Source organism: Faecalibacterium sp. BIOML-A4 (assembly GCF_009679665.1).
GTDB classification, from domain to species: domain Bacteria; phylum Bacillota; class Clostridia; order Oscillospirales; family Ruminococcaceae; genus Faecalibacterium; species Faecalibacterium taiwanense.
In genome coordinates this window covers 85,949-107,159 of the sequence record NZ_WKZG01000018.1, presented here as the reverse complement: position 1 = coordinate 107,159, position 21,211 = coordinate 85,949, and the positions used below count along the sequence as shown (strand labels likewise).

Annotated in this window: 17 protein-coding genes and 2 tRNA genes; 14 read left to right on the top strand and 5 right to left on the bottom strand. The window is 56.9% G+C overall.

Annotated features, from left to right (window positions below; all coding sequences use genetic code 11):
* The first annotated feature begins 114 nt into the window (after positions 1-114).
* Positions 115-1,632 (top strand): sodium/proline symporter, encoded by a 1,518-nt coding sequence (locus tag GKG34_RS12795; protein WP_154256474.1) that lies wholly within the window; start codon positions 115-117, stop codon positions 1,630-1,632.
* Between the two features lie 134 nt (positions 1,633-1,766).
* On the opposite strand, the gene GKG34_RS12790 is transcribed toward GKG34_RS12795, so the two are convergent.
* The 3 genes from GKG34_RS12790 to GKG34_RS12780 form a co-directional block, all read right to left on the bottom strand.
* Positions 1,767-2,429 (bottom strand): helix-turn-helix transcriptional regulator, encoded by a 663-nt coding sequence (locus GKG34_RS12790; RefSeq protein WP_154256472.1) that lies wholly within the window; start codon positions 2,427-2,429, stop codon positions 1,767-1,769.
* Positions 2,430-2,579: 150 nt separating this feature from the next.
* Positions 2,580-4,184 carry a phosphoenolpyruvate carboxykinase (ATP) gene (pckA, locus tag GKG34_RS12785; protein WP_097774186.1) on the bottom strand — a complete coding sequence of 535 codons (1,605 nt, stop codon included), beginning with the start codon at positions 4,182-4,184 and terminating at the stop codon, positions 2,580-2,582.
* A gap of 216 nt (positions 4,185-4,400) precedes the next feature.
* Positions 4,401-4,706, bottom strand: coding sequence for a hypothetical protein (locus GKG34_RS12780; RefSeq protein ID WP_154256470.1), 306 nt, complete (start codon positions 4,704-4,706; stop codon positions 4,401-4,403).
* Between GKG34_RS12780 and GKG34_RS12775 the strand changes: the two genes are divergently transcribed.
* The 12 genes from GKG34_RS12775 to thrS all read left to right on the top strand — a co-directional run bounded on the left by GKG34_RS12775 (position 4,696) and on the right by thrS (position 16,279).
* Positions 4,696-5,328 (top strand): hypothetical protein, encoded by a 633-nt coding sequence (locus GKG34_RS12775; RefSeq protein ID WP_154256468.1) that lies wholly within the window; start codon positions 4,696-4,698, stop codon positions 5,326-5,328. The two genes, GKG34_RS12780 and GKG34_RS12775, sit on opposite strands and share 11 nt — an antisense overlap.
* 88 nt (positions 5,329-5,416) lie before the next feature.
* A tRNA-Glu gene (locus tag GKG34_RS12770) sits at positions 5,417-5,491 on the top strand.
* A gap of 41 nt (positions 5,492-5,532) precedes the next feature.
* Positions 5,533-5,609 (top strand) — tRNA-Asn (locus GKG34_RS12765).
* 319 nt (positions 5,610-5,928) lie between these two features.
* On the top strand, positions 5,929-6,990 hold the full coding sequence (trpS, locus tag GKG34_RS12760; protein WP_097781017.1) for a tryptophan--tRNA ligase: 1,062 nt from the start codon (positions 5,929-5,931) through the stop codon (positions 6,988-6,990).
* Between the two features lie 156 nt (positions 6,991-7,146).
* Entirely contained in the window at positions 7,147-7,908 is a 762-nt protein-coding gene (locus GKG34_RS12755) for an SDR family oxidoreductase (RefSeq protein WP_005938331.1), read from the top strand.
* 319 nt (positions 7,909-8,227) lie between these two features.
* Positions 8,228-9,037 carry a gluconate 5-dehydrogenase gene (locus GKG34_RS12750; protein ID WP_005938335.1) on the top strand — a complete coding sequence of 270 codons (810 nt, stop codon included), beginning with the start codon at positions 8,228-8,230 and terminating at the stop codon, positions 9,035-9,037.
* 103 nt (positions 9,038-9,140) lie between these two features.
* Positions 9,141-9,485 carry a cupin domain-containing protein gene (locus GKG34_RS12745; protein ID WP_154256466.1) on the top strand — a complete coding sequence of 115 codons (345 nt, stop codon included), beginning with the start codon at positions 9,141-9,143 and terminating at the stop codon, positions 9,483-9,485.
* Between the two features lie 45 nt (positions 9,486-9,530).
* Positions 9,531-10,166: an RpiB/LacA/LacB family sugar-phosphate isomerase gene (locus GKG34_RS12740; RefSeq protein ID WP_097781014.1), complete on the top strand. Its 636-nt coding sequence runs from the start codon at positions 9,531-9,533 to the stop codon at positions 10,164-10,166.
* Between the two features lie 12 nt (positions 10,167-10,178).
* Positions 10,179-10,586 (top strand): DUF1622 domain-containing protein, encoded by a 408-nt coding sequence (locus GKG34_RS12735; protein ID WP_154256464.1) that lies wholly within the window; start codon positions 10,179-10,181, stop codon positions 10,584-10,586.
* Between the two features lie 321 nt (positions 10,587-10,907).
* Positions 10,908-12,653, top strand: coding sequence for an ammonium transporter (locus tag GKG34_RS12730; RefSeq protein WP_005938342.1), 1,746 nt, complete (start codon positions 10,908-10,910; stop codon positions 12,651-12,653).
* Positions 12,654-12,860: 207 nt separating this feature from the next.
* Positions 12,861-14,129: a chloride channel protein gene (locus GKG34_RS12725; protein ID WP_154256462.1), complete on the top strand. Its 1,269-nt coding sequence runs from the start codon at positions 12,861-12,863 to the stop codon at positions 14,127-14,129.
* Between the two features lie 365 nt (positions 14,130-14,494).
* The gene (gene thrS / locus GKG34_RS12720) at positions 14,495-16,279 is read left to right on the top strand and encodes a threonine--tRNA ligase (protein ID WP_005938348.1); all 1,785 of its coding nucleotides are present in this window, start codon (positions 14,495-14,497) and stop codon (positions 16,277-16,279) included.
* 507 nt (positions 16,280-16,786) lie between these two features.
* On the opposite strand, the gene GKG34_RS12715 is transcribed toward thrS, so the two are convergent.
* Positions 16,787-17,308, bottom strand: coding sequence for a hypothetical protein (locus GKG34_RS12715; RefSeq protein ID WP_097774180.1), 522 nt, complete (start codon positions 17,306-17,308; stop codon positions 16,787-16,789).
* Positions 17,309-17,869: 561 nt separating this feature from the next.
* On the opposite strand from GKG34_RS12715, the gene GKG34_RS12710 reads away from it, so the two are divergent.
* Positions 17,870-18,790, top strand: coding sequence for a sugar phosphate nucleotidyltransferase (locus GKG34_RS12710; RefSeq protein ID WP_097774179.1), 921 nt, complete (start codon positions 17,870-17,872; stop codon positions 18,788-18,790).
* A gap of 109 nt (positions 18,791-18,899) precedes the next feature.
* Here the strand turns inward: GKG34_RS12710 and GKG34_RS12705 are convergent, their stop codons facing one another.
* On the bottom strand, positions 18,900-21,200 hold the full coding sequence (locus GKG34_RS12705) for a GGDEF domain-containing protein (RefSeq protein WP_154256460.1): 2,301 nt from the start codon (positions 21,198-21,200) through the stop codon (positions 18,900-18,902).
* Between the last annotated feature and the right edge of the window lie 11 nt (positions 21,201-21,211).

Below are 21,211 nucleotides of genomic sequence, written 5' to 3'. Positions count from 1 at the left end.
GAAAAACAGAAGTTTGTGCTCTTGAATTGCCCGAAAAGCTTGCAGGAATGCAGGTTTTTGTGGTAATATTTAAGATGTGTTCCCGTTGAGGGGAAGAAAGAGAGGGGTAATCAAATGATCAATATCTGCATCATTGCCACCATTGTGATCTATCTGGTGGGAATGCTGCTGGTTGGCTTTGTCTACAGCAAATCCAACGAGGACAGCAGCGATTTCTACCTCGGCGGCCGCACGATGGGCCCGCTGGTCACGGCTATGAGCGCCGAAGCCAGCGATATGTCCAGCTGGCTGCTGATGGGTATGCCGGGCCTTGCATATCTCACCGGCATCGCGTCGCCGGGCTGGACGGCCATCGGCCTTGCTGTGGGCACATGGCTCAACTGGCTCATCGTGGCCCGCCGCCTGCGCCGCTACTCGGCCAATCTGGATGCCATCACGGTGCCGCAGTTCCTTTCCCTGCGGTTCCATGACCAGCGCAACCTGCTCAACGCGCTGGGCGCGGTCATTATCATCGTGTTCTTCATCCCGTACACCGCTTCCGGCTTTGCCGCCTGCGGCAAGCTGTTCAACAGCCTGTTTGGCGTGGATTACATGGCGGCCATGGTCCTGTCCGCTGTGGTCATCGTGGGCTACACCATCATGGGCGGCTTCCGCGCTGTGTCTACCACCGACCTGATCCAGTCCGTTGTCATGAGCATGGCGCTGATCGCGGTGCTGGTGTATGGCGTCAATGTGGCAGGCGGCTGGGACGTGGTTCTGGACAACGCCCGCAGCCTGCCCGGCTACCTGACCATGGCTGCAAGCCACAATGTAGCCGACAACTCCGCTACCTCCTACAGCATGCTGGACATCGCGTCCACGCTGGCATGGGGTCTGGGCTACTTCGGCATGCCCCACATCCTGCTGCGCTTCATGGCCATTGAGGACGAAAAGAAGCTGGTGCTCAGCCGCCGCATTGCAAGCGTGTGGGTGGTCATTGCCATGACCGCTTCCATCGTCATCGGCATGGTGGGCCTGGGCATGACCAAGGCGGGCGCGCTGGAGTTCCTGAGCGGTTCTTCCAGCGAGACCCTGATTGTGCGCGTGGCCAGCCTGATCGCTCAGCACGGCGTGCTGGCAGCCATTCTGGCAGGTCTGATCCTTGCCGGCATCCTTGCCGCTACCATGTCCACCGCCGACAGCCAGATGCTGGCAGCGGCCTCCAGCGTATCCCAGAACATCCTGCAGGAGTTCGGCCACATGAAGCTGACCGAGAAGCAGAGCCTGTTCGCTGCCCGCCTGACCATCATCTGCATCAGCGTGGTGGGCGTGGTGCTGGCCCGCGACCCCAACTCCAGCGTGTTCGGCATCGTCAGCTTTGCATGGGCCGGCTTTGGCGGCTCCTTTGGCGCAGTGGTGCTGTGCTCCCTGTTCTGGAAGCGCTGCAACTGGCAGGGCGCACTGGCCGGTATGCTCTCCGGCGGCCTGATGGTCTTTGTATGGAAGTACATCGTCAGCCCGCTGGGCGGCGTGTTTGGCATCTACGAGCTGCTGCCTGCCTTCCTGGTGTCTCTGGTGGTCTGCGTTGTGGTGAGCCTTGTTACCCCGGCACCCTCGGCAGAGATCGAGGCAGAGTTCGACGCTGCAAAGTAAAAACGATTTAAAATGCCCTCCGCTGCGCTCTGGGCATAGCAGCGGAAAATGATTGATCCTTATGCAAAAGAGCAAAGCCGGCGGGCTTTGCTCTTTTGCTTTTTCACGGGTGGGGACGCAGAGGAAAGCGGCATTTAATTCAAAAGGATCAGCCATGCTTCGCAGCATGGAAGCAGAAATCCAAAACAGAAAAAGAACAGAAGATCCAGCACGAGCCGCATCAGACGGGTAAGCGGCGTGCCGAGAGACATGGCGTGAATGATAAAAAGATTCGCCTCACCCCAGCGCCGGTAGTAACCGGTTTGCTCAAAATTGTTCCAGAGTTCAAGAGATAGAAATTCAAATCCGGCAAACAATGGAAAAATGACCAGGGAGGACATCCAGCCGTCGGCCTGAAGCAAACCATCGCTGAGAGTCCGCCAGTGTACAGCTAATCTGCCTGGACAGGCAAAAATTCCCCACAGGGCAAGTGCAATGCTTAATGCAAGAAGAGCAGTACGCACAGAATGCCAGTCTACAGTGTGCTGGCGGCGCAGCATGGTGAAAAAATCTTCCAGAGGAACGGGAGGAGTGTCATCTTTTTGACGGGAGTCATGACAGTGCATCAGGTCAGCGAGGGTCAGGCCCAGCACATCGGCCAGCGGCTCCAGCGTGTTGATGTCTGGCAGCCCGATGCCGCGTTCCCAGCGGCTGACGGCTTTATCCGTAACGTGAAGCTGCTGAGCCAGTTCGGCCTGCGTCATGTTCCGCTCCCGGCGCACTTGTGCAAGGAATGCACCAAATTCTTTTGCATCCATTCTGCTCACATCCTTTTCCACAGGATAACACAGAAATGTGGAAAACACAACCGACGGAGCGTTTACCTGCCGGTCTGCAAAACAAAAAGGACGTGCTCCCTTGCGGGAACACGTCCTTTTTTATCGCTTCAGTATCAGGCAGAGATCAGCTTACAGCTGGGGGCCGGCAGAGACCAGAGCCTTGCCGTGCTCGTTGCCCTCGTACTTCTTGAAGTTCTTGATGAAGCGGCTTGCCAGATCCTTGGCCTTCTCTTCCCACTGGGAAGCGTCAGCGTAGGTGTCACGAGGATCCAGAATGCCGGTGTCCACGCCGTTCAGCACGGTGGGAACCTCGAAGTCGAAGTAGGGGATCTTCTTGGTGGGGACATTGTTGATGTCGCCGTTCAGGATGGCGTCGATGATGCCGCGGGTATCCTTGATGGAGATGCGCTTGCCGGTGCCGTTCCAGCCGGTGTTGACCAGATAAGCCTTGGCGCCGCTCTTCTGCATCTTCTTGACCAGCTCCTCAGCATACTTGGTGGGGTGCAGCTCCAGGAAAGCCTGGCCGAAGCATGCGGAGAAGGTGGGGGTGGGCTCGGTGATGCCGCGCTCGGTGCCTGCCAGCTTTGCAGTGAAGCCGGACAGGAAGTAGTACTGGGTCTGCTCGGGGCTCAGGATGGAGACCGGGGGCAGAACGCCGAATGCGTCAGCAGACAGGAAGATGACGTTCTTTGCAGCGGGTGCAGAAGAAATGGGGCGGACGATATTCTTGATGTGGTTGATGGGGTAGGACACACGGGTGTTCTCGGTAACGCTCTTATCAGCGAAATCGATGTGGCCCTCAGCATCCAGAGTGACGTTCTCCAGCAGAGCATTGCGCTTGATGGCGTTGTAGATATCGGGCTCGGAGTCCTTATCCAGGTTGATGACCTTTGCGTAGCAGCCGCCCTCGAAGTTGAACACGCCGTTGTCGTCCCAGCCGTGCTCGTCATCGCCGATCAGCAGACGCTTGGGATCAGTGGACAGGGTGGTCTTGCCGGTGCCGGACAGACCGAAGAAGATAGCGGTGTTCTCGCCGTTCAGGTCGGTGTTGGCAGAGCAGTGCATGGAAGCCATGCCCTTCAGCGGCAGGAAGTAGTTCATCATGGAGAACATGCCCTTCTTCATCTCGCCGCCGTACCAGGTGTTCACGATGACCTGCTCCTTGCTGGTGATGTTGAACACAACAGCAGTCTCAGAGTTCAGGCCCAGCTCCTTGTAGTTCTCAACCTTGGCCTTGGATGCGTTGTAGACAACGAAATCGGGCTCAAAGTTCTCCAGCTCCTCAGCGGTGGGCTTGATGAACATGTTGGTGACAAAGTGTGCCTGCCATGCAACTTCCATGACAAAGCGGATGGCCATGCGGGTATCCTTGTTGGCACCGCAGAATGCATCCACCACGTACAGGCGCTTGTTGGACAGCTCCTTCTGAGCGATGGCCTTCACAGCAGCCCATGCTTCCTGAGAAGCGGGGTGGTTGTCGTTCTTGTACTCGTCGGAAGTCCACCACACGGTGTCCTTGGAGTTCTCGTCCATAACGATGAACTTGTCCTTGGGAGAACGGCCGGTGTAGATGCCGGTCATAACGTTCACAGCACCCAGCTCGCTGACCTGGCCCTTTTCGTAGCCTTCCAGACCGGGCTTGGTCTCTTCCTCGAACAGCTGCTCGTAGGAGGGGTTGTACACGATCTCAGTCGTGCCGGTAATGCCATACTTGGTAAGATCCAACTTTGCCATATTCGCTATACCTCTACTTTCGTTTGATCCATACGTCCTGTATAGGGCACAGCGTTTCCCGGCGGGCCGGGCGCTGCGCAGAAGGCTTGCAGTTTGTAAATGCAAATTCTCCTGTATACCATTATACATAAAAGTATCCCGAAATCAATAAACGAATCGTGCTATTTGCAGAAAAGAAACAAATTTCATTAAGAAATTTAACTGCCTGAAACAATTTCAGGAAACAAAAGCAGGGGGCAAGACCTGAAAAAATAAGGTGGAACGGCGGGAAAACAATTTTTTGATAAAATTTTGACGAGCTGGGATGCATGAAAAACCGAGCACAAAAACGGCCCTTCCCGCAAAACGGCGCGGCAGGGAAGAACGGAACAGGATCCACAGCCCGATTTGTGCAAAATTTACGAGATTTTGACGATTTTTATGACAAAGAAGCTTTGCCTGTGGTATACTGTATCTGACAAAAGGACAGCCCCGCTTTTTCTGTGTGCTACATATAAAAAGGAAAAAGATCATGAAGACCATCTACATCCTGCTCACCCGGTCGGGTACCCTGCTTTCAAACCTTGTTTACGCTGTTACCGGTGCAAATTATACCCACGCTTCGCTGGCTTTTGACGAAGACCTGAGCTGCCTGTACAGCTCTACCCGCAAAAACGGCTATACCATGTTCCCGGCAGGGCCCAGCAGGGAATACCTGAACCGGGGTGTGTTCCGTCTGCGGGAGAACGTGCCCTGCGCACTGTATGCGCTGGATGTGAGCGATGAAGCCTACACCCGTGCCCGCCGCCGTGCCGAGCACATGATGGCCCACGGCAGCCTTTACCAGTTCAACGTTATCGGTCTTGCGCTCTGCGGGATGCATATCCGCTGGAAGCGCCGCCGGCACTATTTCTGCTCCCAGTTCGTCAGCGAGGTGCTGGAAAAGAGCGGTGCCATGGAGCTGCCCAAGCACAGCACCCTGATGCACCCGAACGACTACACCCGGCTGGAAGAGCTGCGGTGCGTATACAAGGGTACACTGGCCGGCCTGCCGCAGCGCCAGCAGATGGAATTTGACCAGAACGATACGGTGATCAGCGTATATCTGGGGCTGGCGCTGGGCCTGTTCCACACCGGCGCGGCCCGAGTGTGGAAGATTTTTTGAAAAAATTGAATTTTTGTGTTGACAAAGCAGGCGTGCTATGCTAAAATAGCCAAGTCGGGAGCGAACACCCGATGCAAAATGGACGTATGGCCCGTTGGTCAAGCGGTTAAGACAGAGGCCTCTCACGCCTTTAACATCGGTTCGATTCCGGTACGGGTCACCATTTTATAGTAGTAAAACGGTCATGTGCCGTTTTATATAGATGCCTCTTTAGCTCAGTCGGTTAGAGCACCTGACTGTTAATCAGGGTGTCGCCTGTTCGAGTCAGGCAAGAGGCGCCAGCAAAGCGATGGAAGTTTTCCATCGCTTTTTTCTTTTTCTCCGGCCGCTTTTGTTGACAGAAAATGCGAGGCGGGATATACTTAAAATAATAAGCGAAACAGGAGGAAACTCCTTCCGTCATTGCCTGCGGCAATGCCACTGCTCCCCTTTTTGTCACTTGCGTGACATCTTCCCCCGGCCGGGGGAAGTCTTTCTCATTGAGGGAGGCTTTGGCAAAACCGGAAACTTTGCCGCACCGCCAAAGGCCCCATCTCCGAGGGGGCTGGCACGGCGTAAGCCGTGACTGGGGGAGTTTGCCCTTTAAAAAAGGAGAACATCATGAAAAAAATCATTCTGACCGGCGACCGTCCCACCGGCCGCCTGCATGTGGGCCACTATGTCGGTTCCCTGAAGGAGCGGGTGCGCCTGCAGAACTCCGGCGAGTACGATGAGATCTACGTTATGATCGCCGATGCACAGGCCCTGACCGATAACGCCGACAACCCGGAAAAGGTGCGCCAGAACATCCTGCAGGTGGCGCTGGATTATCTGGCCTGCGGCATCGACCCTGCCAAGACCCATATTTTCATCCAGTCCATGGTGCCGGAATTGACTGAGCTGAGCTTCTACTATATGAACCTCGTCACCGTGAGCCGCCTGCAGCGCAACCCCACCGTCAAGAGCGAGATCCATATGCGCAACTTTGAGACCAGCATCCCGGTGGGCTTCTTTTGCTACCCCATCAGTCAGGCTGCGGACATCACCGCCTTCCATGCCACCACCGTGCCTGCCGGTGAGGACCAGAAGCCCATGATCGAGCAGTGCTGTGAGATCGTGCGCAAATTCAACGCCGTTTACGGCGATACCCTGACCGAGCCGGAGATCGTGCTGCCCCAGAACGCCGCCTGCCTGCGCCTGCCCGGCACCGACGGCAAGGCCAAGATGAGCAAGAGCCTCGGCAACTGCATCTACCTGTCCGAGGAACCGGAGGACATCAAAAAGAAGGTCATGTCCATGTACACCGACCCCAACCACCTGCGGGTGCAGGACCCCGGCAAGGTGGAGGGCAACCCGGTGTTCATCTATCTGGACGCCTTCTGCCGCCCGGAGCACTTTGCCGAGTTCTGGCCGGAATACCAGAACCTCGACGAGGTGAAGGCGCACTACCAGCGCGGCGGTCTGGGCGACGTGAAGGTGAAAAAGTTCCTGAACAGCGTCATGCAGGCCGAGCTGGAGCCCATCCGCACCCGCCGCAAGGAGTGGGAGCAGCGCCTGCCCGAGGTGGTGGAGATCCTGAAGGAGGGCAGCGCTTATGCCGAAAAGACTGCCGCCGCCACGCTGGCCGAGGTGCGCAAGTCCATGCGGATCGATTACTTCGACAACGACAACCTGTTGAAATAAAATCTATGAGAGTGTCCAGGATGCCGCAGGTGTTCCGGACACTCTTTTTATAGTTTACGAAAATTGCATAGAAAATGCGGTCAAACTGTGTTAAAATAGGGGCAATAAGTACAGAAAGCCCCCGTTCTGGGGGCGAGAGGAAAAAGGAAAATCACCATGCAAAAGACCATCTGGATCACTGGCGCAAGCTCCGGCATCGGGCAGGAGTTTGCACGCCGCTATGCAAAGCTGGGCTGCCGGCTCATCCTGACCGCCCGCCGCACCGACCGGCTGGAAGCGCTGGCCGCAAAACTGGGCACGCCCTGCCGCATCCTGCCTGCCGATCTTGCAAAGGAAGAGGACTGCCAGCGCCTTTTCAAGGAGCTGGAGGGGGAGACCATTGATATCTTTATCAACAACGCGGGCTTTGGCGTGTGCGGCAGCTATCTGGAGACCGACGATGCCCGGGAAGAGGAAATGATCCGGGTGAATGTGGAAGCCATGGCGCGGCTGTTCCGCTTTGCGGTGCGCAGGATGCACGCGGCAGGCGGCGGCACCATCCTGAACGTGGCATCCTCGGCGGGGCTGCTGCCCGGCGGGCCCTATATGGCGGGCTACTATGCCAGCAAGGCCTATGTGGTCAGCCTGACCCGGGGTGTTGCCCGGGAGCTGCAGGAGCTGCACAGCCCGGTCTACGTGTGTGCGCTCTGCCCGGGGCCGGTGGATACCGAGTTCAACGACCGGGCGGGGGTGGTGTTTGCCCTCAAGGGCATCACGCCGGAGTTCTGCGTACAGGAAGCCATGCACGGCATGATGCACCGCAGGATCATCATTGTGCCCTCGGCCTTTATGCGGGCATGCACCACGGCGCAGAAGCTGCTGCCCGCCTCCCTGCTGATGCCCATTGTGGCACGGCAGCAGAAAAAGAAGCTGGGATGATATTCTGGATGGCTTAAGATGGCTCTTGTCAACAAGCCCAAATTTTTCCGCCGAAATTGTGCGCACCGCTAATGACTGAAACCGTGTATACAAGAAAAACCCGGGTTTTTGCAGCTTTGCACGACTTTTCACGAAAAAATTTCCCGGAAAATTAAAAATACAGCCAAAATGCAGAAGAAAATGCCTTGACAGAGCCAAAAAAGAATGTTACCCTGTATACAAGAAGGATGCTAAAATTGAGAGTTCGGCTTTCTGAGCGTCCTGCAGAGCAAAAACGGGGCTTCCCCGCAAAGGAACAATTTGATTGGAGGACTCTATTATGGCACAGTGCACTCCCAAATCTTTTGATCTGACCGGCAAGGTCGCGCTGATCACCGGCGCATCTTATGGCATCGGCATGGCTATTGCAAAGGCAATGGCAGCCAACGGTGCAACCATCGTGTTCAACGACATCAAGCAGGAGCTGGTGGATAAGGGCATCGCTGCTTACACAGAAGCAGGCATCAAGGCTCACGGCTACGTCTGCGACGTGACCGATGAGGATGCCGTCAACGCCATGGTGGCAAAGATCACCGAGGAAGTTGGCCACATCAACATTCTGGTCAACAACGCCGGTATCATCAAGCGCATCCCCATGACCGAGATGAGCGCTGCTCAGTTCCGTCAGGTCATCGATGTTGACCTGAACGCTCCCTTCATCGTGGCAAAGGCCATCATCCCCGACATGATCGCACAGGGCGGCGGCAAGATCATCAACATCTGCTCCATGATGAGTGAGCTGGGCCGTGAGACCGTCTCCGCCTACGCTGCAGCCAAGGGCGGCCTGAAGATGCTCACCAAGAACATCGCTTCTGAGTACGGCGCATACAACATCCAGTGCAACGGCATTGGACCCGGCTACATCGCTACCCCGCAGACCGCACCTCTGCGCGAGATCCAGCCCGACGGCAGCCGTCATCCCTTCGACCAGTTCATCGTTGCCAAGACCCCCGCAGGCCGCTGGGGCGAGGCAGAGGATCTGGGCGGACCTGCTGTCTTCCTGGCATCCGAGGCTTCTGACTTTGTCAATGGCCTGATCCTGTACGTCGATGGCGGCATTCTGGCTTACATCGGCAAGCAGCCCCAGTAATGGCTGAGGATATCCCAAAGGACTGAGCACGGCGGCAGCCGGGCAGGCTTTGCCTGCTGGCTGCCGCTTTTTGTGTTTGTATGGGAAAGGATGTTGTGTTATAATGGAAAAACAGCATAAAGACGTAGTATGGGTGCCCCATGCCGAAATCGAGCCGGAGGTGTGCGGCAAGGGCGTAAAGCGCCGCATTCTGGCCTACAGCAAGGATGCCATGTGCGTGGAAAATACCTTTGAGACCGGCGGTGTGGGTGCCATGCACTGCCACCCGCACACGCAGGTCACCTACATCGTCTCCGGCCGCTACCGCTTTACCATCGGCGACGAGACCCGCGAGGTGGGCCCCGGCGACACCCTGCTCAAGCAGGACGGCGTGATGCACGGCTGTGTGTGTCTGGAAGGCGGCGTGATGATGGACTTCTTTACCCCCATGCGCGAGGACTTTGTATAACACCTGCACCTGCAGGAGAAGATCATAAAAGGAGAAGAAACTACTATGAAGATTGCACTCATCAACGAGAACAGTCAGGCCGCCAAGAATGGCATCATTGAAGCTGCCCTGAAAAAGGTGGTGGAGCCCATGGGCCACGAGGTGGTCAACTACGGCATGTACGCTGCCGACGATGCTGCCCAGCTGACCTATGTGCAGTGCGGCATTCTGGCTGCCATCCTGCTGAACAGCGGCGCAGCCGATTACGTCATCACCGGCTGCGGCACCGGCGAGGGTGCCATGCTGGCACTGAACAGCTTCCCCGGCGTGATCTGCGGCCATGTGGAGGACCCTGTGGATGCCTACACCTTTGCCCACGTGAACGACGGCAACGCCGTTGCCATGCCGTTTGCCAAGGGCTTCGGCTGGGGCGGTGAGCTGAACCTTGAGTACTGCTTCGAGAAACTGTTCGGCTTCGGCCACGGTCAGGGCTACCCCAAGGAGCGCGTGGAGCCTGAGCAGCGCAACAAGAAAATTCTGGACGGCGTGCGTGCCGCTACCTTCAAGCCGCTGATCGAGTGCCTGAAGAGCATCGATCAGGACCTGCTGAAGGGCGCTGTGGCCGGTGCAAAGTTCAGCGAGCTGTTCTTCGCCTCCTGCAAGGACGAGGAGCTGGCAGCATACGTCAAGACGCTGCTGTAAGAGGATGCTGCTATGGGCTGGCTTTATCATCTGAACGCAGGCGTTACCCATGGACTGGAAGGCTTTCTGGAGACCGCAGTGCCCATGATCGCGGGCCTTGCCGAAGTGATCGGTCTGTTTATCATCGTCACCAGTCTTATCAAGGCCACCTACCACTATGTGCGGGCGACCTTCTTCCATGACCACCATGATTTCCACCACGAGATGAGCAGCGGCCTGACCACGGCGCTGGAATTCCTGATGTCGGCGGAGATCGCAAAGACCTTCCTTTTGCAGAATCTGGAGTCGGTGGTGCCGTTGGCTGCTACCTTTGCACTGCGCGCCATGATGAGCTTGATGCTGCACTGGGAAATGCAGGGCGGACACCGCTCTGGCCGCAAAAAAGCGGAAAACGACACAGAAGCGGAAAAGAATGACTAGTGCGCAGCTGAAAACAGAGTTTTGCCAAACTTTTGCCGTGATAACTTTCTTTGCGTTGTGAAAAACGTAAAACCTTGACATGAGCCCTTGACACTTTTGCACAAAGGGACTATACTCTTGCCATCGAAAGCAAAGGCGCTGACGGAATTGATTCCGCCAGCGCCTTTTGTGTTTTCGGGGATATTGCCGCTCGGGGGAAGATAGAGGGTCTCCTGAGTGCAAATGAAGCGTTCCTGCGTGCGATCGGCACGGGGAACACCGCACACGCCAAAAGGTTCTGGTGGCCTTGCGGCATCACATTCGTGGGAGGTATGGAAAGTTATGTTCAGCTCCGTCAACACCTGTTGGACGCTGGTTGCAGCGTTCCTTGTCTACTTCATGCAGGCGGGCTTCGCCTTGTGCGAAGCCGGTTTCACCCGTGCCAAGAACACCGGTAATATTCTGATGAAGAATATGATGGACTTCTGCATCGGCACCCCGTGCTACTGGATCATCGGCTTTGGCCTGATGTTCGGCGGCACTGGCGCACTGATCGGCGGCTTCGACCCGTTCATTCAGGGCGATTACAGCCATCTGGGTCTGGATATCCCGCTGTGGGTCTACATCGTGTTCCAGACCGTGTTCTGCGCAACGGCTGCCACCATCGTTTCCGGCTCCATGGCCGAGCGCACCAACTTCAAGGCTTACTGCGTTTATTCTGCTGCGATCTCACTGGTGGTCTACCCCATCTGCGGCCACTGGATGTGGGGCGGCGGCTGGCTGCAGAGCATGGGCTTCCATGATTTTGCAGGCTCTGCAGCAGTCCACAATGTGGGCGGTGTCATCGCTCTGCTGGGCGCATGGATGCTGGGTCCCCGCATCGGCAAGTACGACAAGAACGGCAAGCCTCACGCCATTCCCGGCCACAACCTGACCGCCGGTGCTCTGGGCGTGTTCATCCTGTGGTTCTGCTGGTTCGGCTTCAACGGCGGCTCCTCTCTGAGCCTTGCCACCGACGAGGCCATGACCATGACCGGTCTGGTCTGCTTCAATACCAACCTTGCTGCAGCCGTTGCCACCTGTGTGACCATGATTTTTACATGGCTGCGCTACGGCAAGCCCGATGTTTCCATGACCCTGAACGGTTCTCTGGCCGGTCTGGTGGCGATCACTGCAGGCTGCGATACCGTTTCTCCGTTCGGCGCATTCTTCATCGGCTTTGTGGCCGGCTTGCTCGTTGTTCTGAGCGTTGAGTTCTTCGATAACATCGCCAAGGTGGATGACCCTGTTGGTGCAGTTTCCGTCCACTTTGCAAACGGCGTGTGGGGCACCATTGCGGTGGGCCTGTTCTCCACCGGTGCCAACACTGAGCACGCAGGTCTCTTCTACGGCGGCGGTCTGGCACAGCTGGGCACCCAGCTGCTGGGCCTCGTTACCGTTGACATCTACGTTGTCGTTGTGATGTTCATTATCTTCAAGCTCATCGATAAGTTCATCGGCCTGCGCGTTCCCGCAGAGGTGGAGATCGACGGTCTGGATATCCACGAGCATGGTCTGGCATCCGCTTACGCTGGTTTCTCCATCTCCGATGCAAACTCTGCTGCCATGGTGCCCAACGAGAACACCGACCTCGGCGAGGACGATGTGACCAAGGCCACCGACAAGCAGATCAGCGCTGCCGTTCCTGTGGTGCGCGAGCCTTCGCCCGTGATCCACGATGGCGTGTACGACACCGGCATGCACAAGGTGTCCATCATTGCAAAGCTTTCCAAGTTCGATCAGCTCAAGACTGCCCTCAACGATCTGGGCGTTACCGGCATGACCGTCACTCAGGTGATGGGCTGCGGCATCCAGAAGGGCACTTCCGAAAAGTACCGCGGCGTGCCTGTGGATACCACCCTGCTGCCCAAGATCAAGGTGGAGGTGATCGTCTCCAAGATCAGCGTGGACGCTGTGGTGGAGGCTGCCAAGAAGGCACTGTACACCGGCCATATCGGCGACGGCAAGATCTTTGTGTACAACGTGACCCGCGTGGTCAAGATCCGCACCGGCGAAGAGGACTTTGCCGCCCTGCAGGATGTGGAGTAAAACTCCAAAATCTCTAATGGCAACCAAATCAAAAGCCCCGCTTCTGCGCACAAAGAAGCGGGGCTTTTGACATTTGTTTTACCGGGTATGTAAAAGTTGTATAATATCCTTTGCCATTCTTTGGTTGACATTGATAGAAAAACATGTTATGTTTTGGCGCATATAGACAAAATCAGATCGAAAATAAGAGAGGTGCGGGGAAGAAACATGTGGAAAATAAAGGAATGGTTCCTGCATTATAAGGAAGCGATCCGGGTCTCGCTGCTGGCACTGTTCCGGTGGACGCTTCTGGCTGTGTGCACCGGCGTGCTGTGCGGCGGCATCGGAACGCTGTTCCATCTGGCAGTGGAATGGGTGACCGAGCAGCGCGCAGAGCAGGTCTGGCTGCTATGGCTTCTGCCTGCGGCAGGCATTGCCATCACGGCTCTGTATAAGGCGACGGGCTGTGTCGGCAAGGGCACCAACGATGTGCTGCGGGCCGTGCAGGACGGCAGCTCGGTGACGCCGTGGCTGGTCCCGGCCATCTTTCTGGGCACTGTGCTCACCCATCTGTGCGGCGGCTCGGCCGGCCGCGAGGGCGCAGCGCTGCAGATGGGCGGCAGCATCGGCTGGAATATCGGCCGGGTGCTGCACTTCAACAATCATGACTGCCGCACGGCTACCGTGTGCGGCATGGCGGCATTTTTTTCGGCGCTGTTCGGTACACCGCTGACCGCGACCCTGTTTGCGATGATGGTGGTGGATGTGGGCCTGATGCTGACCGTGGCCTTCGTGCCGGGCTTTCTGGCGGCGCTTATTGCATACAGCATCTCGCTGAAGGCCGGCATTGCGCCCACAAGGTTTGTGATGGAAGCGCCGCCGCTGGATGCCAGGACGGTGGTGCGCACCGCCGTGCTGGCCATGTGCTGCGCGGTGGTGGCGGTGATTTTCTGCCAGATGCTGCACTTTTTTGAGCATGAGATCCCCAAACTGCTGCCGAATCCGTGGGTGCGGGCTGCTGCAGGCGGTGCGGCTGTGGTGGCGCTGTCCTACCTGATGGGGGTGGGCCGCTATAACGGTGCCGGCATGGATGTCATTATGGATGCCGTTGAGCTGGAGCAGGCTCTGCCGTGGGACTTTGTGTGCAAAATGGTGCTTACGGTGCTGACCCTGAGCGTGGGCTTCAAGGGCGGCGAAGTGGTGCCGAGCTTTTACATCGGCGCAACGTTTGGCTGCGTGGTGGGGCCGCTGCTGGGGCTCCCGGCGGGCTTTTCTGCTGCAGTGGGTCTGGTGTGCGTGTTCTGCGGGGCGACCAATACGTTGGTGGCTTCCATTGTACTGGCGGCTGAGCTGTTCAGCGGGGCCGGGTTTGAGCTGATGGCTCTGGCCTGCGGCCTGAGCTATATGTTCTCCGGCTATCACAGCCTGTATTCCAGTCAGGGATTCCGCACCAGCAAGCTTTTTTCGGAATTCCTGCAGCCGAAGGAAGAAAAATGAAGAAAAAATTTCATGGCTGCGTCTCTTGATTTTTTCGGCGGGACGTGCTACAATCAGCGTAGTTTCATCCTGTAAAAGCGATGATGCGGACAAACTGAGTTCCCGTTTCTCCATGACCCAGAGAGGGCTGCCCCGCAAGGGTGCTGCAAGCAGCCTGCCATGTGCCGGAGTTCTACCACCGCAGAGCGCAGAGGAGAACCTCTGCCGGGTGCGCCCGTTACAGCACAGCGAGTGGCACGCAGAGGCGTGCAATTCGGGTGGAACCGTGGAACGTTTCTGATTTTTTCAGGCGCTTCATCCCGTGAGTAAGTGTGCGGGATGAAGCGCTTTTTTGTTTTACTTTATCTGTCAAAGGAGCAAACATTATGAAGATCATCTATAAGGACGGCCATGTGGACGAGTGCCCGCAGGACCAGGAACTGCACGTTATCCGCCACACCGCAGCCCACATCATGGCGCAGGCCATCAAGCGCCTGTATCCGCAGGCTGACTTTGCCTTCGGCCCCGCTACCGAGAACGGCTTCTACTACGATGTCGATCTGGGCGACCAGAAGCTCAGCGACGAGGATCTGGCAAACATCGAAAAAGAGATGCGCAAGATCGTCAAGGAGAACCTGCCCATCAAGCCCTTCATCCTGCCCCGCGCCGAGGCCGTGAAGCTGATGGAAGAGCGCAAGGAGAACTACAAGATCGAGCACATGGCGGATCTGGCCGATGAGACCGAGTTCAGCTTCTTCCAGCAGGGCGAGTACGTGGATATGTGCATCGGACCCCACCTGACCTACACCAAGGCGCTGAAGGCCTTCAAGATCACCCAGCAGTCCGGCGCATACTGGAAGAACGACAAGGAAAACAAGATGCTCACCCGCATCAATGGCGTGGCCTTCCGCAATCAGGAAGAGCTGGATGCATGGGAGAAGGAGCAGCAGGAGGCCCGTGAGCGCGATCACCGCAAGATCGGCAAGGAAATGGGCCTGTTCATGACCGACGATCTGGTTGGCCGCGGCCTGCCCATGTTCCTGCCCGCAGGCTACACCGTCTGGCAGGAGCTGGAGAACTATATCAAGGAGAAGGAGCGTGCACGCGGCTACCTGCACGTTATGACTCCCTGCATCGGCACTGTGAACCTGTATAAGACCTCCGGTCACTGGGATCACTACCGTGAGAACATGTTCCCCGCCATGGAGATGGAGGGCGAGAGCTATGTTCTGCGCCCGATGAACTGCCCCCACCACATGATGATCTACGCAAATCGTCCCCATTCTTACCGTGACCTGCCCATGCGCATCGGTGAGATCGCCCACGATTTCCGTTACGAGTCCTCCGGCACCCTGAAGGGCATCGAGCGCGGCCGTCACTTCTGCCAGAACGATGCTCACCTGTTCTGCACCCCGGAGCAGATCAAGAGCGAGGTCGCAAACGTGTGCGACCTGATCTTTGAGGTGTACAAGGACTTCAACATTACCGATTACCGCTGCGTGCTGAGCCTGCGTGATCCTGCCGATAAGAAGAAGTACCACGACGATGATGCCATGTGGAACCATGCAGAGCAGGCCCTGCGCGAAGTGCTGACCGAGCTGGGCATCCACTTCACCGAGGAGATCGGCGAGGCTGCCTTCTACGGCCCCAAGCTGGACGTGAACGTCAAGCCCGCCGTGGGTGCCGAGTACACCCTGTCCACCTGCCAGCTGGACTTCTGCCTGCCCGCAAAGTTCCACCTGACCTACGTGGACAAGGACGGCACCGAAAAGACCCCCGTGGTGCTGCACCGCGCCATCCTGGGCTCTCTGGACCGCTTCATGGCTTACCTGATCGAAGAGACCAAGGGCAAGTTCCCCACCTGGCTGGCTCCCACGCAGGTCAAGGTGCTGCCCGTCTCCGAAAAGACGCTGGACTACGCCGAGGGCGTGACCGAAAAGCTGGTGGAAGCCGGTGTCCGTGTTGTGCTGGACGACGACAACCAGAAGATCGGCTACAAGATCCGCGAGGCACAGCAGGTGGACCGTGTGCCGTATATGCTGGTTCTGGGTGCCAAGGAAGCCGAGGCAGGCAACATCTCGGTGCGTGACCGCAAGGGCGAGACCACCACGATGGAGCTGGATGCGTTCATCGCAAAGGTGACTGCCGAGATCCGCAACCGCAGCCTGTAAGCAGACACTGCAAAACACAAAGCGCCGCTTTCCCGGCAGGGGAGAGCGGCGCTTTTTTTGCATGGCAACAACGAATGTAAGGATCCGTATGGATGCCGCAAACTGAAAAAAATACCGCCGCCTTGACTTTTTTGCAAGGATGCATATAATAAGGGTAGAGAAAGTTGATAGAGATTGAGTATTGCATCGGTCTCACACAAAAGTGAACCCCCTCGGAGTTGCCGCTCCAAGGGGGTTCTTGTGCTTACTTGCCCTTGCGGTGACTATCAAGCCACTTGCACAGATAGTTTGCCGTTACCTGCGCTGCGACAGCCACGAGAAAGTTGCCTAAAATTGAGTTCATCGGTCCTCACCCCCTTCTGATGCCAGAATGGGAAGGGCAGCGCGACCAGTATAGCACAAAAATCGACAGTGTGCAATTTTCGGCAAATAACAACACATAAACGGGAAGGCCCTGTTCCGATCGGAACGGGGCCTTCGCTTATGTTATATACTCCGTAAAGAGAGTTACACGTTTTCCTTCTGGACGCTCTTGACGGCCAGAGCCTTGGCAGGCTTCATCAGCAGCACGCACACGCCGTTGAAGAGAACGGAACCCACGATGAAGGTGATGAAGAACTGGGGCAGGTGGGTGGCCAGAGCGGTGGTGTCGATGCAGGCCACAGTCAGGTAGGCAAAGCCCACGTTGTTCAGCACCTTGGGTGCGTAGGGGTGCAGGATGATGAGGATGAACAGCACCACGGCCAGCGGGATGAGGAAGCCGAAGAAGCTGCCCAGCACCGGGGTCAGGGCCGTGATGGAAAGCAGAGCGATCACAGTGAGGATCAGACCCACAAGACCACCCAGCTCAACGGTGACGAAGCGATCCTTCACATCGCCTTCCAGCGTGAACATCATGATATTGCTCAGAAAGATCAGCCAGCTGTACTCCAGGCCGGTCACATGGATGATGGCATTGGCGATCAGGATCCACACCAGCAGCATCAGGCGGAAATACAGCAGAAAGCGCTTGGTAACGGCTTCATTCATGATAAAATACCTCTTTCTTGATCGTGTTGGAAAGCTTTGCTTTCACTAAAGGACACTTTTTGACAGGTAAAACCTGCATTGACGCCGCCATTATACAATATTTACATGGCAAAAACAATACTTTTGCAAGAATAAATTGCATATTTTGGAAATTTTAGCTTGCAGAACGAAGGGGCGATTGAAAAATGGCTCCGCTTCGCTCTGCCATTATCAGCGGAATGAATTTTATATTTTTGAGTTTGTCGCGGCCTGCGGCCCGCGACAAACTCATTTTCACACAGAGGCCCAAACGGATAGCCGCGATTGGCGGAACCCTCTCAGGCAAAACCTGACGGTTTTGCCAGCTCCCCCGAAAGGGGGAGCTGGCATTGAGCAAAGCGAGATGACTGAGAGGGTCAGTCACCCGAGAGCTGGCACGGCGCTTTTAATCCGGATCAAGCTGCAAAAATTGATTTCCCTGAGGCGGAGCCATTTCAAATTGTTTTTCTGTCCAAAATGGAGTATAATGAGACAATAAATATTCTGCCGCAGCTGCGGCCTGAACAGGGGGAGGAACCTTATATGAACAAACCGGTACTGGTGGTCATGGCGGCTGGCATGGGCAGCCGCTACGGCGGCATGAAGCAGATCGACCCGGTGGGGCCGAACGGTCAGGTGATCGTGGATTATTCCCTTTACGATGCCCGCCGCGCAGGCTTTGAGACGGTGATCTTTGTTATCAAGCATGAGATCGAGGATGCTTTCAAGGCAGCCATCGGCGAGCGTGTATCCAAGGCCATGAACGTGAAATACGCCTTCCAGCAGCTGGATGAGCTGCCCGCAGGCTTTGCCGTTCCGGAGGGCCGTGTCAAGCCCTGGGGCACCTGCCACGCCGTTCTGGCGGCAAAGGACCTCATCGACGGCCCGTTTGCAGTCATCAATGCCGATGATTATTACGGCCCGGAGGCCTTCCGGGTGATGTATGATTACCTGTCCACCCACGAGGACGGCAGCTATTACGACTACTGCATGGTAAGCTATCTGCTCCGGAACACTGTCTCCGAGAATGGCAGCGTGGCCCGCGGCGTATGCGTGACCGAACCCGACGGCACCCTGCACAGTGTGACCGAACGCACCCGCATTGAAACGTACGAAAACGGCGTACACTTCACCGAGGACGGCGGCGCAAGCTGGACCGATCTGCCCGGCGATACCCCGGTGAGCATGAACCTGTGGGGCTTTGGCAAAAGCTTTCTGGACGAAGCCGAGCAGCGCTTTGCGGGCTGGCTGACCGAAAATCTGCCTAAAAACCCGCTCAAGTGTGAGTATTTCCTGCCGCTGGTGGTCACGGAGCTGATCGAAGAGGGCAAGGCAAAAATTCAAGTGCTGCGCAGCACGGATAAATGGTACGGCGTTACCTACCGTGAGGACAAGCCGCTGGTGGTGGAAGCCATCGCCCGCAAAACGGCAGAGGGCCAGTACCCGGAAAATCTGTGGGCCTGACCATTTAAAATGCCCTCCGCTTGGCTCTGGGCACCCGGCACAACTTTTCTGTAAAAACAAAAATCGGAAACGACCGCAGTCGTTTCCGATTTTTTTAACGTTTAATCACTTATTTTGTCTGGGGAGGGGTAAGGGATGCCCCTTCATCCGAGAAGATCCAGAGCGTTTCATCGATATGAGAGCCACTCCTGGAGTAGGGTGTCACCTTGACGCGGAAGGTGGTGTCGTCGGTCTTTTTATAGGTGTGCTCCACGATGTCGCCGGTCAGGACCTTGCTGCGGATATAGTTGTAGTCCAGCAGGTCCGCCAGACTCTCGCGGTAGGCGGGCTGCACCTGCGTATCACGGTACTGCTGCAGAACGGCGAGGAAAGAGCCGCCGGAGGTGTCCAGAATTTTCTGGAAATAGTCCGGGACGATCACGCCGCGCATACGGTCGGTCTTCAGATCCACAACGAACACGCTCTTGTACTTGGGGGCAAGGACCCGCAGAAAATGCTCGGCATCCCGCTTTTCGGTCAGGGTCTGCTCCAGCTTCTCGTTCAGGCCCCGCAGCTGGCGCTCCTGGCCGTTGCGGGCATAATAGGCCTGCTTGTCCTGCCGCATGGCAGCTTCGGCCTGATTCATGGCATCGTCCAGCCGGTGCAGGTCGTTGGTGCTCTGGATGCCCACCGAGATCTCATATTCCTTCGCGCGCAGGAAAGCACGCATCTTGTCCACAGCCACCCACACGCTGTAGGGCGGCTGGTTCGGGGTGAAGATCACGAATTCGTCACCGCCGATGCGGTAGATGCGGCTGGAAACAAAGAACTTGCGGGCCGCATTGGCAATGAAGCAGAGCATGGCATCGCCGCTGCGGTGGCCCAGATGGTTGTTGATCTCGTGCAGGCCCACCACATCGATGTAGGTGCACACCATGGAGTCGTATTCGCTGGACTGCAGCGTCCGCAGATCGGTCTCGAAGAGGCTGCGGTTCAGCAGGCCAGTCAGGGTGTCGTGGCTGTAGGAGAAGTCCAGCTCCTCACTGAGATGGTCGGCCTGTGCATCCTCACGCACCACCACGGTGGCCCATGGGTTCTGGGCGCAGCAGTTGCGGCAGGGCAGAAACTCCATGGTGATCCACACGAACTGGCCGGACACGTTTTTGCGGAAGCGGTAGGCCTCCGGCTGCTGGGTGCTGAAAACAGCGGAGCGCAGGGCCTCCAGATCGGTCTGGTCGGTGAACATCTCCGCGTCGTCCGGGTGGATCACCTTGTTCGTCACCATGCGCTCACAGTAAGCGGCAAAGTCCTCCTCAGTGTCCGAACCCGCACCGGGCAGGCGCGGATCCCGCTTGATGACCCGGTATTCGCCGGTGGAAAGATTCAGCAGGGAAAGCTCCAGCACATTATCCGCAAAGATCTGGTAGGCCTGCAGTGCCAGTGCGGTCTGCTCACTGTCGGAGACGGGGACCCGGCGGTCATGGCGCATCAGGTCGCGGCGCATATCCCAGTAATCCTCGCTGTTGGGCTGGGCCAGCAGGGCCTCGGCATTCTCCACCGGCATGGGCTTGTAGAAGTAATAGCCCTGCGTATACAGGCAGTCGGCGGCCTGCAGCATGGAGACCTGCTCCGGCGTTTCCACGCCCTCGGCGATGATGGGCAGATTCAGGCGGTGGGCCATATCCACCACCGATTCCACGATCTGCACGCCCTTGCTGCGGTTCTGCTGGTTCATGTCGATGAGCTTCATGTCCAGCTTAATGGCATCCACGTTGGTGTCCTTGAGCATATTCAGCGAAGAATAGCCGCTGCCAAAGTCGTCCATCATCACAGAGAAACCTTTGCGGTGCAGGCCCTGGATGGTGTTTTCCACCAGAGAAGCGTTTTCGGCCAGCATGGTCTCGGTAATCTCGGCCAGCAGGAGCTTGGGCTCCAGCTGATACTTTTCCACAAGGTTGGAGAAGATCTGCGGCACGTCCAGATTGACGATATCCACCACAGAAACGTTCACAGATACAGGCACAAGATTGCTGCCGCTCTCTTGCCACTTGTGCAGGGTCTTGCAGACAGACTCCCAGATGTACTGATCCAGCTGGGTCACAAGGCCGGTGCTTTCCAGCAGGGGCATGAACTCAGACGGGGGCACGCAGCCGCGGGTGGGGTGGTTCCAGCGCACCAGTGCTTCCATGCCCACGATGGCGCGGGTCATGCTGTTGCACTTGGGCTGCAGAAAGAAGCAGAACTCGTGATTTTTCAGGGCGTGCTCCAGCTCGCTCAGCAGCTGACGCTGCTTCTTGAGACAGCTGAGCATGGCCGGAGTAAAGGGGTGCATACCGCCTACGGCCGGGCTGGGGTCTACCGATGCGATCTGTGCAAGTGCATCGGGTTGCAGTGCGCCGACATTTTCATTCGACTTCAGTTCTTCGGACATGATAAATCCCT